Origin of the sequence: Dermatobacter hominis (assembly GCF_020715685.1) — a bacterium.
GTDB classification, from domain to species: Bacteria; Actinomycetota; Acidimicrobiia; order Acidimicrobiales; family Microtrichaceae; genus Dermatobacter; species Dermatobacter hominis.
On the sequence record NZ_CP085840.1, the window covers coordinates 231,760 to 243,735 of the forward strand.

The 11,976-nt window shown below is 73.2% G+C and carries 12 protein-coding genes; 8 read left to right on the plus strand and 4 right to left on the minus strand.

Going from position 1 to position 11,976, the window contains the following annotated elements:
* Positions 1–13: 13 nt before the first annotated feature.
* Complete coding sequence (locus LH044_RS01130) at positions 14–916, minus strand: ABC transporter permease subunit (RefSeq protein WP_227757959.1); 903 nt, start codon at positions 914–916, stop codon at positions 14–16.
* The gene (locus LH044_RS01135) at positions 913–2,172 is read right to left on the minus strand and encodes an ABC transporter ATP-binding protein (protein WP_227757960.1); all 1,260 of its coding nucleotides are present in this window, start codon (positions 2,170–2,172) and stop codon (positions 913–915) included. Before LH044_RS01135 ends, LH044_RS01130 begins: the two co-directional genes overlap by 4 nt.
* 165 nt (positions 2,173–2,337) lie before the next feature.
* Here LH044_RS01135 and ruvC point away from each other — a divergent pair, with 165 nt between their 5' ends.
* From ruvC to ruvB, 3 genes are read left to right on the plus strand one after another with little or no spacing between them, the layout of a single operon-like run.
* Entirely contained in the window at positions 2,338–2,817 is a 480-nt protein-coding gene (ruvC, locus tag LH044_RS01140) for a crossover junction endodeoxyribonuclease RuvC (RefSeq protein ID WP_227757961.1), read from the plus strand.
* Positions 2,814–3,413 (plus strand): Holliday junction branch migration protein RuvA, encoded by a 600-nt coding sequence (ruvA, locus tag LH044_RS01145; protein ID WP_227757962.1) that lies wholly within the window; start codon positions 2,814–2,816, stop codon positions 3,411–3,413. Before ruvC ends, ruvA begins: the two co-directional genes overlap by 4 nt.
* Before the next feature lie 22 nt (positions 3,414–3,435).
* Entirely contained in the window at positions 3,436–4,554 is a 1,119-nt protein-coding gene (ruvB, locus tag LH044_RS01150; protein WP_227757963.1) for a Holliday junction branch migration DNA helicase RuvB, read from the plus strand.
* 15 nt (positions 4,555–4,569) lie between these two features.
* Here ruvB and LH044_RS01155 read toward each other — a convergent pair whose 3' ends face one another.
* Both LH044_RS01155 and LH044_RS01160 read right to left on the minus strand, forming a co-directional pair.
* Positions 4,570–5,376, minus strand: a complete 807-nt coding sequence (locus LH044_RS01155) for a helix-turn-helix transcriptional regulator (protein WP_227757964.1) — start codon at positions 5,374–5,376, stop codon at positions 4,570–4,572.
* A gap of 67 nt (positions 5,377–5,443) precedes the next feature.
* Positions 5,444–5,860, minus strand: a complete 417-nt coding sequence (locus tag LH044_RS01160) for a hypothetical protein (protein WP_227757965.1) — start codon at positions 5,858–5,860, stop codon at positions 5,444–5,446.
* 222 nt (positions 5,861–6,082) lie between these two features.
* Here LH044_RS01160 and LH044_RS01165 point away from each other — a divergent pair, with 222 nt between their 5' ends.
* From LH044_RS01165 to secD, 5 genes are all read left to right on the plus strand, one after another.
* A complete protein-coding gene (locus LH044_RS01165) occupies positions 6,083–7,231 on the plus strand; it encodes an acyl-CoA dehydrogenase family protein (RefSeq protein ID WP_227757966.1) in 1,149 nt (382 codons plus the stop codon).
* Positions 7,232–7,251: 20 nt separating this feature from the next.
* A complete protein-coding gene (queA, locus tag LH044_RS01170) occupies positions 7,252–8,322 on the plus strand; it encodes a tRNA preQ1(34) S-adenosylmethionine ribosyltransferase-isomerase QueA (RefSeq protein ID WP_227757967.1) in 1,071 nt (356 codons plus the stop codon).
* Positions 8,319–9,461, plus strand: coding sequence for a tRNA guanosine(34) transglycosylase Tgt (gene tgt / locus LH044_RS01175; RefSeq protein WP_227757968.1), 1,143 nt, complete (start codon positions 8,319–8,321; stop codon positions 9,459–9,461). Before queA ends, tgt begins: the two co-directional genes overlap by 4 nt.
* Before the next feature lie 101 nt (positions 9,462–9,562).
* Positions 9,563–10,054, plus strand: a complete 492-nt coding sequence (gene yajC / locus LH044_RS01180; RefSeq protein WP_227757969.1) for a preprotein translocase subunit YajC — start codon at positions 9,563–9,565, stop codon at positions 10,052–10,054.
* Positions 10,055–10,146: 92 nt separating this feature from the next.
* Positions 10,147–11,976 (plus strand): protein translocase subunit SecD, encoded by a 1,830-nt coding sequence (gene secD, locus LH044_RS01185; protein WP_227757970.1) that lies wholly within the window; start codon positions 10,147–10,149, stop codon positions 11,974–11,976.

Consider the following 11,976-nt stretch of genomic DNA (forward strand, 5'->3'; position numbering starts at 1 on the left):
TCCGGGGAGCGGGCTACTGGGCGACGCCGAGGAGGCGGGCCCTCGTCACCGAGCGCACGCCCCGGCTGAGGCTGAACGCCGCGATGATCCAGGCGATCGCTCCGAGGATCCAGCCCGTCGCCGACGACCCGCCGAGCAGCGTGCCGGTCGACTGGCTGTACGCGATGCCGATCATCGGCAGCGTGATCAGGCCCGACGCCTGCTGCGCCGCCGCCGTCGAGCGCACCTTGGCCGACAGCCGCAGCACGAGCGACAGCGTCAGCAGCAGGAACGGCGGGATGATCCAGAGCATCAGCACCCACCACTCGGGCGTCGGGAAGAACCAGCCGCCGACATCGGGGCCGACGACCAGGTTCACCACCAGCGAGTACATGCCGAAGCCGACCAGCGTCGTCAGGTACCCGGGCACGAAGCTGGCGAACAGCTTGCCGAGATAGATCTCCTTCACCGAGGCGGGGGAGTGGGCGAGGAACTCGCCGGTACCCCGCTCCCGCTCGCCGACGAGGGTGGCGGCGCCGACGGCGGTCGAGATCGTGAGCGGCACGACGACGGCCACCGGCGCGAACAGGTACACCGCCAGCGCGAACGCCGTGCGGCCCTGCGGCGACGTGCCCTGGATCTGGGCCTGGGCCTGCGCCGGGAGGATCTTGAGCGCCTGCGACGCCTGCTGGACGACGTTGATGTCGCCGATCCGGGTGATCGTCAGCAGCAGGATCGTCGGGATCACGAAGAAGAACAGGGAGCCGAGCGCCACCATCGGGATCCAGTAGTCCTTGGACTGGACGAGCTGGCGGAGGTCGGTGCGCGCGACGACCCACATGCGGTGGCGGTCGAAGTCCTTGGCGGCCCGGGTCCGCTGCGAGTGGCGGGCGGAGCGCTGCGGGGCGCCGGCGCCACCGAAGTCGACGGTCGTCATCGGGGGGCTCCAGTCATCGGCTGGTCGGTGGTTGCGGGGCGGCCGGCGGGCGGGACGGTCCGGTCGGGGGCGGCTGAGCCGTCGCCGAGCGACGGCAGCTGGCCGTGGCCGGTCGTGACCGGGGCCAGCCCGCGCTCGCGGGGGACGATCGGCCCGCCGGAGTGCTCGGCGTCGGCGCCGTCGCCCGACACCCCGCCGATCCCGGCGACGATGCCGGCCTCGCGGCGGATCGTGAAGTAGAGGTCCTCGAGCGTCGGCACGTGGGGCTCCACCCGCGTCAGCCGCACGCCGTCCGCGGTCAGCGAGGCGACCATGTCGGGGACCCGGCGGAGGTCGTCGACCTCGAGCCGCGCGCCCGACGGGTCGCGCCGGTAGCCGGCCACGCCCGGGAACGACGCCGCCCGGTCGAGCAGCCGCGGGTCGACGGCGTCGAGCGTCACGATCGGGTGCGGCCAGTACCGCCGGGTCAGCTCGTCGGGGGAGCCGGAGATCAGGTCGGTGCCGGCCTCCATCATCACGATGTGGTCGGCCAGGCCCTCGGCCTCGGCGAGCAGGTGCGTGCACATGACGACGGTGTGCCCGTACGACGTCATCTCCCGGATGAGGTCGAGCACGGCGTAGGACGACTCGGGGTCGAGGCCAGAGGTCGGCTCGTCGTAGAGCAGCAGCTGCGGGTCGTGCAGCACCGAGCGGGCCAGCGCGAGGCGCGTCTTCATGCCCGTCGAGTAGCCGCCGACCATCTGGTCGAGCGCGTCCGAGATGCCGAAGCGCGCTGCGGCGTCCTCGATGCGGTCGGCCGCGGCGTCACCCACCCCGTACAGCTCCGCCGAGTAGGCCAGGTTGTCCCGGCCGGTCAGGCGGTCGTAGAGGGCGGGCTTGGCCGACACGACGCCGCAGCGCGGCCGGACCAGGTGGCCGTCGTCGTCGGGGTCGAGACCGAACGTCCGCACCGTGCCCCACATCGGGGCGAGCGCACCGGTGATGGCACGGATGGCCGTCGTCTTGCCGGCGCCGTTCGGCCCGAGCAGCACGGTGATGCGCCCGTCGGGCACCTCGAAGCTCAGGTCCCTCAGGGCGTCGTTCGTGCCGAAGCGGTGGCCGACGCCGTCCAGGCGGACCAACGGCTCGGGCTCCGACGGCGCCTCCTGCGGCAGGGGCATCGCCGCGGGGATCGGGCCCTGGTACGGCGGCGGGAGCGGGCTGGGCGCGGGCGCGGCGCTCCGCGCCGGATCGGCGGGGGGTCGGGGGGACTCCATCCCTGCCCTTATCGGCCAGCTGCGGCGGATCTGTAGACCCCGCCCGTCCTCCGCCTGAGGGATTCTGTGGTCCGGATCGCGACAAGGGTTGTCACTGTGCACCCCTATATCCCGGATGGGGGGTGGTCCACCGCGGGGTGGTGGGGCGTCGCTACGATCGAACCTGTGTTCGTCCTCGGCGTCGATCCCGGCCTGTCGCGCTGCGGCTACTGCGTGCTGCGCGTCGACGGCGGGGCGCCCCGGCCCGCGGCCCTGGGCGTGCTGCGCACCGACGCCGCGCTCGACGTGCCGCGCCGGCTCGCCGAGCTCCGCGACGACTTCCGCGCCCTGATGGACGAGTTCGCCCCGACTGCGGTCGCCGTCGAGCGGGTCCTGTTCCAGGTGAACGTCCGCACGGCGATGGGCGTCGGCCAGGCCTCGGGCGTGCTGATGGCCGAGGCCGCCTCCCGGGGGATGGACGTCGCCGAGTACTCCCCGAACCAGGTGAAGGACGCCGTCGCCGGCCACGGCGACGCCGACAAGGAGCAGGTGCAGCGGATGGTGCAGATCCTCCTCGACCTCCCGGCCCCGCCGAGGCCGCCCGACGCGGCCGACGCGGCCGCCGTCGCGCTGACCCACGTGGCGATGTGCGGGGTGCCGCGGTGATCGGGTCGCTGCGGGGCACCCTGCTCGACCGCCACGTCACCGAGCTGCTCGTCGAGGTCGGCGGGCTCGGCTACCGCGTCCAGGTCACCCCGGCCACCGCCGCCGGGGCCGGCGACGTGGGCGACGAGACCTTCCTCCACGTGCACCAGCAGGTCCGCGAGGACGCCCAGACCCTCTACGGGTTCACGACGATCGAGGACCGGCGGGTCTTCGAGGTGCTGATCGGCACCCACGGCGTCGGGCCGGCGCTGGCGCTGGCCATCCTGTCGGTCCACTCGCCCGCCGAGCTCCGCCGGATCCTCGCCACCGACGACGTCGCCGCCCTGTGCCTGGTCCCGGGCGTCGGCCGCAAGACGGCGGCCCGCCTGCTCGTCGAGCTCAAGTCCCGCCTCGACGCCGGCCAGGTCGACCCTGTCGCCGCAGCGGCCGCGATCAGCGGGCGCAGCGCCGGCGACAGCCGCACCGACGTGCGCGACGCGCTCGCCGAGCTCGGCTACGGCGCCGACGAGATCGGCCGCGTCCTCGTCGAGCTGCCCGACGACGGCGACACCTCCGACCTGCTGCGCGAGGCGCTGCAGCGCCTGGCGGCGGCGTGAGCGGGCCGGGGGAGCGGACCTGATGGCGCGCGAGGAGCTGCTCGACCCGTCGCCCCACGAGGGCGACGACGACCTCGACGCCGACGAGCGGGCCCGCTCGCTCGAGGCCGCCGCCGACGGCGGGTCCGACGTCGATCCCTCGGCCGATCCCGTCGTGGCCACGCTGCGACCGCGGACGCTCGACGAGTTCGTCGGCCAGACCGAGCTGAAGCGCCGGCTGTCGGTCATCCTCGAGGCGGCGCGCCGGCGGGGCCAGGCCGCCGACCACTTCCTCTTCGCCGGCCCGCCCGGCCTCGGCAAGACCTCGCTGGCCGGCATCGTCGCCGCCGAGATGGGCGTGACCATGCACGTCACGTCGGGCCCGGCGCTCGAGCGGCCCGGCGATCTCGCCGCCATCCTCACCAAGCTCGGCGACGGCGACGTGCTGTTCATCGACGAGATCCACCGGCTCTCTCGCTCGATCGAAGAGGTCCTGTACCCGGCCATGGAGGACTTCCAGCTCGACATCGTGCTCGGGAAGGGCCCGGCCGCCCGCTCGATCCGGCTCGACCTCCCCCGGTTCTGCCTCGTCGGGGCCACGACCCGGACCGGCCTCATCACCGGCCCGCTGCGGGACCGCTTCGGCCTCGTGGCCCGGCTCGACTACTACGAGCCCGAGGACCTGCGGGCGATCGTCGTGCGGGCTGCGGCCATCCTGGGGGCCGACATCGACGGCGGCGGGGCCGAGGAGATCGCCGGCCGGTCGCGGGGCACCCCCCGCATCGCCAACCGGCTGCTGCGCCGGGTCCGCGACGTCGCCGAGGTCGAGGGCGACGGCCGCATCGACGCCGCGACCGCACGCGAGGGCCTCGAGATGTTCGGCATCGACACGCTCGGCCTCGACAAGGTCGATCGGTCGATCCTCACCGCGCTGTGCGCACGCTTCGGCGGCGGCCCGGTCGGCCTGTCGACGCTGGCGATCGCCGTCGCCGAGCCGCCCGAGACCGTCGAGGACGTCTACGAGCCGTACCTCATCCAGCAGGGCCTGCTCATCCGGACGCCGCGGGGCCGCGTCGCCACCGCCGCGGCGTGGCACCACCTCGGCATGGTCCCTCCGCCCTCCGCCCTCCCCGGGGCGACGGACCCCAGCCTGTTCGACTGACCGCCCCCCGGGGGCTCAGCCGGCCGTCGCGGCGACGCCGCCGCGCAGCACCGCCTCGGTCGCGTCGTCGGCCGGGAAGAAGAGCTCCACCGCCAGCTCGTCGAGCGTGACGTCGCGCGGGGTGCCGAAGGTGGTCAACGTGGTGAACAGCGACAGCTCGCGCCCCGCCACCTCGAGCCGCAGCGGCACGAGCAGGGGCGGCTCGTCGTCGTCGGTCGGCTCGCCCGCCGCCGGTGCGCCGGCCGCCGCGGGGTAGGACCGCACCTCGGACTCGAGCTCGACGAGCGCGGGCTCGCCGGTGAGCTCCACCGCCCGGTGCAGCTGCCGCAGGAGGTAGGCCGCCCAGTCGTCGAGGTTCAGCGTCCGCCCTGCGAGCCCGTCGGGGTGCAGGCAGAGCCGGAACACGTTCACGGTGGGCGTGAGGACGTGGTCCGGGACGCCCGCAGTCAGGGCGGAGGCGGCGGCGTTGGTCAGCACGACGTCCCAGCTCCGGTCGACGACCACCCCGGGGAACGGGTCGTGGGCGTCGAGCATGCGCTGGACCGATCGCAGCACCGGCAGCATCGCCGGGTCGTCGAGCGAGCGCTCGCTGTAGCGAGGGGCGTAGCCGGCCGCGAGGAGCAGACGGTTGCGGTCGCGCAGCGGGACGTCGAGCCGGTCGGCGATCGCCAGGACGAGCTCGGGGCTCGGGCGGGACCGGCCGGTCTCGACGAAGCTGAGGTGCCGGGTCGACACCCCCACCTCGTGCGAGAGGTCCAGCTGGCTCCGCCGGCGCCGGACGCGCCAGCCCCGGAGCAGGTCGCCCACGTCCGGGCGGCTCATGTGCCGGATCCGGTCACGTGCAGCTCGGTCATGGCGACCCACCCTAGGGACGGCACGGCGGAGGGGCTCAGGCGGCGGGGACGGGGTCGCCGAAGAAGCCCACGACCCGGGCGATGCGGCCGCCCTCGCCGAACTCCACGACGTCGGTGCCCGTGACCGCCGGCGTGCCGTCCGGGGCGACGAGCGCCCAGCCGTACCGGGCGAAGGCGTGGTGGGCGTCGACCTCGGTCGTCCGCTCGAAGGTGTGCGCCGGGTAGTGGGCGAGCACGGCGTCGGCCATCGCCGCGATGCCGTCGTGGCCCGCGCCGTCGAACGGCGGGTCGACCAGGACGCCGTCGGCCTCCCAGGCCGCGGCGACCAGTTCGGCCCGCACGGTGGCGTCGGGCTCGCAGTACGCCCGCAGGTGGGTGTCGATCGCCCGGGTGGGGTCGGCAGCGGTCTCCGCCGCGGGGTCGGTGGTCGGGTCGGTGGTGGTGTCGGTCACGGTGGTGCCTCCGGTGTCGGGTCGGTGTGACACGGCCATCGTCCGCGTCGCGGCGCGCCGTGGCGATGACCTCTCGGGTAACGATCCGTGCGCACCGCCCTGGTTCGGCCACGGGGCCCTCCGCGTGCGAGTCTGGAGGGCGCGCCCCGGTCCCGGCCGTCGCGGCGCACCCTCCAGACAGTCCCCCTGGCAGCCCCAAGACAGCACCCCCGAGGTCAGAGCGTGGAACGCAGCAACTTCACCGACGAGCACGACATGTTCCGGGACGCCTTCCGGACGTTCCTCGAGCGCGAGATGGTCCCGAACCGAGAGAAGTGGACCGAGGCCGAGATCGTCGACCGCTCGGTGTTCGCGAAGGCCGGCGAGTCGGGCTTCCTCGCCATGCCCGTGCCCGAGCAGTACGGCGGCGCCGGCGTCAAGGACTTCCGCTACAGCCAGGTGATCGTCGAGGAGCTCTGCCGGGCCGACCTCTACCCGCACGGCCTGGGCATGACGCTGCACAACGACGTCTGCCTGCCGTACTTCCTCGACTACTGCAACGACGAGCAGAAGGAGCGGTGGCTGCCGGGCATCGCGTCGGGCGAGCTCATCACCGCGGTCGCCATGACCGAGCCCGGCATCGGCTCGGACCTCGCGTCGATGACGACCTCCGCCATCCGCGACGGCGACACCTACGTCCTCAACGGCTCGAAGACCTTCATCACGAACGGCATCAACGCCGACCTCGTCATCGTCGCCTGCAAGACCGACCCCTCCCAGAAGCACAAGGGCATGTCGATCGTCATCGTCGAGCGGGGCATGGAGGGCTTCGAGCGGGGCCGCAACCTCGACAAGGTCGGCATGCACGCCCAGGACACCGCCGAGCTGTTCTTCACCGACGTGCGCGTCCCGGTGGCCAACCGGCTCGGCGAGGAGGGCCAGGGCTTCACGCTGCTGGTCAAGAACCTGCCCCAGGAGCGCCTGTCGATCGCGGTGGCCGCGGTCGCCCACGCCCGGGCGATGCTGACGTGGACGATCGACTACGCCCGCGAGCGCACCGCGTTCGGCCAGCCGATCGGCACCTTCCAGAACAGCCGCTTCAAGCTGGCCGAGATGGAGACCGAGGTGCAGATCGCCGAGACGTTCGTCGACCGCTGCGTCGACCTCCTCAACGAGGGCAAGCTCACCGCCGAGGAGGCCGCGATGGCCAAGTGGTGGACGACCGAGCTGCAGAAGCGCGTCGCCGACACCGGCATGCAGCTCCACGGCGGCTACGGCTACATGAACGAGTACCCGATCGCCCGGGCCTGGACCGACGCCCGGATCACGTCGATCTACGGCGGCACGACCGAGATCATGAAGGAGATCATCGGTCGCTCCATGGGGTTCTGACCGGCCCGCCGGCCGGCCGCATGCGCACCGACGAGCTCGACTACGACCTCCCGGCCTCGGCGATCGCCCAGGTGCCGGTGGAGCCGCGCGACGCGGCCCGCCTGCTGGTCGACGGCGGCGCCGGGGTCGCGCCGGCCCACCGCCACGTCCGGGACCTCCCCGACCTCCTGCGCGAGGGCGACCTGCTCGTCGTCAACGACACCCGGGTCCTGCCGGCGAGGGTGCCGGTGGTGCGCCCGACCGGGGGCGGCGGCGAGGTGCTCCTGCTCGAGGAGCGCGACGACGGCTGGTGGGAGGTGCTGTGCCGCCCGGCGCGCAAGCTCCGCGCCGGCGACGTCGTCGAGGCCGAGGCGGGCGGGCTCAGCTTCCTGGTCGGCGAGGACGTCGGTGACGGGCGCAAGCTCGTGCGACCCCGGTGCGACGGCCCGTTGCTGGCCGCGCTCGAGGTGGCGGGGGAGATGCCGCTGCCGCCCTACATCACCGAGGTGCTGGACGACGCCGAGCGCTACCAGACGGTGTTCTCGGAGCGCCCGGCCTCCGCGGCGGCGCCGACCGCCGGCCTCCACCTGACGCCGGAGGTGCTCGAACGCCTCGAGCGACGGGGCGTGCGCGCCGCCCACGTCGAGCTGGTGGTCGGTCTCGACACCTTCCGACCGCTGTCGACCGACGTCGTCGAGGACCACGTGATCCACACCGAGCGCTACAGCGTCCCGGGCGCGACCTGGGAGGCCGTCGAGGCGACGAGGGCCGCGGGCGGGCGGGTCGTCGCCGTCGGCACCACCTCGGTCCGGGCGCTCGAGTCCCGGGCGGCGAGGGGCGAGCCCGAGGGCCGCACCGACCTGTTCATCACCCCGGGGTTCGAGTTCGCGGCGGTCGACCTCCTGCTCACCAACTTCCACATGCCGCGCACGTCCCTCCTGGCGCTGGTGCAGGCCTTCGTGGGCCCGCGGTGGCGCGACCTCTACGCCACCGCGCTCGACGAGGGCTACCGCTTCCTGTCGTTCGGGGATGCGATGCTGCTGGCCCGCTCGGCGCCCGACGACCAGGGCGCCGCACCCGCTGCGACCGATGACCCGGGGGAGCACCCGTGAAGCTGACCCTCGACGTGACCGCGACCGACGGCCGGGCGCGCGCCGGGACCGTCACGACGTCCCGGGGCACGTTCCGGACCCCGATCTTCATGCCGGTCGGGACGCGGGGGAGCATCCGTGCGCTGATGACACACGAGCTCGCCGGGCTCGCCGCAGCCGACGGGACGCAGGCCGAGGTCGTCCTCGGCAACACGTACCACTTGATGCTCCGCCCCGGCGCGGACGTGGTCGCCGACCTCGGCGGGCTCCACCGCTTCACCGGCTGGGACGGCCTGATGCTGACCGACTCGGGCGGGTACCAGGTGTTCTCGCTCGAGCCGAAGCTGCACGACGGCGGCGCCGAGTTCCGCTCGACCTACGACGGGAGCACCCACCTGCTCACCCCCGAGGGGGCGGTGGCGACCCAGGAGCTGCTGGGCGCCGACATCCAGATGGTGCTCGACGTCTGCGCGCCGCTGCCGTCGAGCCGGCAGGTGCTCCGCGAGGCGCTGGAGCTGACGGCGTCGTGGGCCGCACGGGCCCGCGCCGCGCACCGTCGCACCGAGGACCAGGCGCTGTTCGGGATCGTGCAGGGCGGGGCCGAGCTCGACCTCCGCAAGGAGTCCGCCCGCCGGACCTCGGAGCTCGACTTCGACGGCTACGCGGTCGGCGGCCTGTCGGTGGGCGAGACGCGCGAGGAGATGCTGCCCGCGCTCGAGGCGGCCCTCGACGAGCTGCCCGAGGACCAGCCGCGGTACCTCATGGGGGTGGGCGACCCGGTGTCGATCGTCGAGTCCGTCGCCCGCGGCATCGACATGTTCGACTGCGTGCTGCCGACGCGGCTGGCCCGCCACGGGACGCTGCTCACCGATGATGGCCGGCTCAACATCAAGCGGGCCGAGTTCGCCCGCTCCGACGACCCGGTCGACGCCGCGTGCCCCTGCGCCACCTGCCGGCGGTACTCCCGTGGCTACCTCCGCCACCTGAGCGCGGTGGGCGAGCCCGCGGCAGCGTCGCTGTGCTCGGTGCACAACCTGACGTGGATGTTCGGCTTCGTCGGCCGGACCCGGGCGGCCATCGCCGCCGGCACGCTCGAGTCGCTCCGGCGCGACGTCGCCGAGGTGTGGTCGGGATCCGGCCCGGGTCTCGGCGATGCCTGAGCGCCCGTGCGGAGGGCTGCGCCCCGCCGCAGCAGGGGAGCGGAGCGCTCTCAGGTCCTGATTGCCCCAGGGCACCGGGTCGGACCTAGCATCTGGTCACTGTGAACACGCTCGCCACCGTCCTGGCCGCCGAGGAGTCGTCGGGGAGCCCGCTCGGCATCCTCATCCTCATCATCCCGTTCGGCCTGCTGATCTGGCTGATGGTCGTGCCTCAGCGCAAGCAGAAGGCCCGCCAGCAGCAGATGATGTCGAGCCTCTCCGTGGGCGACGAGGTCATGACCACCGGCGGCATCGTCGGCCAGGTCACGTTCCTCGAGGACGACCTGGCCCACCTCGAGATCGACCACGACGTCGTGATCCGGGTCGCCAAGTCCGCGATCGCCCGGTCGATGGCCGAGCCCGATCCCGCCGCCGCACCGGCCCGCTCCCGCGGCGGTCTGCTGGGCGGCCTGATGGGCGGCGGCGCGTCGGCCGACACCGCCGGCGACGACGCGGTGGACGTCCGTCCGTCGAAGTCGTCGGGCAGCGGCGTGGGCACCGCCCGCAGCGGCGCCGGCAAGGGCGCCGCCAAGGCGGGTTCCCGCAAGAAGTAGTCGCTCAGCCGCGAGGGAGGCGCGTGGCGGGCATCCGTCCGCGTCCGGTCGCCGCACCGATACCCTGACCCGGCCCGTCGACGAGGACGCGAATGAGCAAGCACCCACTGCGCATCATGATCGCCACGATGGTCGTGGCCTACGGCCTCCTGGCGGTCACCATCATGATGGGCAAGACCCCGACCCTGGGCCTCGACCTGCAGGGCGGCATCTCCGTCAACCTGCAGCCCGTCAAGGACGGCAAGGTCGACGACTCGGTGTCGGCGGAGCAGCTGGACCAGGCGATCGGCATCATCCGCAAGCGCGTGGACGCGCTGGGCGTGGCCGAGCCCGAGGTGTCGCGGCAGGGCAACACGATCATCGTGCAGCTGCCCGGCGCGACCGACCAGCAGCAGGTCCTCGACACCGTCGGCAAGACCGCCGAGCTGCGCTTCCGGCCCGTGCTGGCCGACGTCGGCAAGGTCCCGACCGGCGCCGACCGCAAGAAGGCCGAGGAAGAGGTCCAGACGCTCCGCTCCGAGCTGAAGGTCCCCGAGGGCGTGAGCGCGGCGCAGGTCGCCACCGAGGAGCAGGAGAAGCAGGCGGCGGCCAACCCGACGCCCACCACCGTGCCCGAGGCGACGACCACGACCACGCCGCCCGCCACGACGACGACGGCGCGGACCGCCACGACCGCGGACCCGACGGCCGGCAACGGCGGCAACCGCAGCCGGCTCCTGCCGGCGCAGGACGACACCACGACGACCACTGCGCCGACCACGACGACCACCACGCCCACGCCGCTCAACCAGTGGGGCGTGAACGCGTACGACTCGAAGTTCGCGCAGCTGTACCAGCTCGAGCAGGCCCTGGCGACGCAGACGACGTCGGCCGAGGACGACAAGGCCGACGCCGAGGTCAACCTGGCCGACGAGGACGGCAACGTCATGAAGCTCGGCCCGACGCTGCTCACCGGCCAGGCCGTCGAGACGGCGTCCGCCGGCATCGGCCAGGACGGCAAGTGGCAGGTCAACCCGGTCTTCCGATCGGGTGAGAAGGGCATCGACCTGTTCAACAAGGCCGCCGCGCTCTGCAACTCGGGTGCCGCGGAGTGCCCCGGGGCCGGCGGCCAGCCCGGCCGGCTGGCGATCGTGCTCGACGGCGAGGTCCTGTCGGCGCCGACGATCAACAACCCGAGCTTCGAGCGCGACAGCATCTCGATCTCGGGCTCCTTCACGGAGGACGAGGCCAAGAACCTGGCCGTGGCCCTCCGGTTCGGCTCGCTGCCGATCGAGCTCAAGGCCCAGCAGGCCGAGACCGTGTCGGCCACCCTCGGCGAGGACGCCCTGCAGGCCGGCATCATCGCCGGGGCGATCGGCCTGCTCCTCGTGTGCGCCTACCTGCTCTTCTACTACCGGCTGCTCGGCCTGGCGACGGTCGGCAGCCTGACGATCTCGGCGTCGATCCTCTGGGTGATCATGTGCTGGATCAACGCCACCGTCACGCTCGCGGGCGTGGTCGGCATCGTGGTGTCGATCGGCATCTCGCTCGACTCGTCGATCGTGTTCTTCGAGACGATCAAGGAGGACGTGCGCAACGGCGCCGGCCTCCGACCATCGGTGGACAAGGCGTTCGGGTCCGCGTACTCGACGATCGTGAAGGCCGACATGAGCTCGCTCATCGGCGCCGGCGTCCTGTACTGGCTGTCGGTCGGCCCGGTGCGCGGCTTCGCCTTCTACCTGGGCGTCGCGACCCTCCTCGACCTCGTGTCGGCGTACTTCTTCCTCCGACCCGCGGCGCTGGTGCTCGCCCGCTCGAGCCAGGGGGAGCATCCCAAGCGGTTCGGCATCCCGATCGACGACCTGTCGCCCGCGGCCCGCCGCGCCACGACCGGCACAACTGCGCCGGACCCGGTGGCGGCCACGACCGGAGAGGGGGCCTGA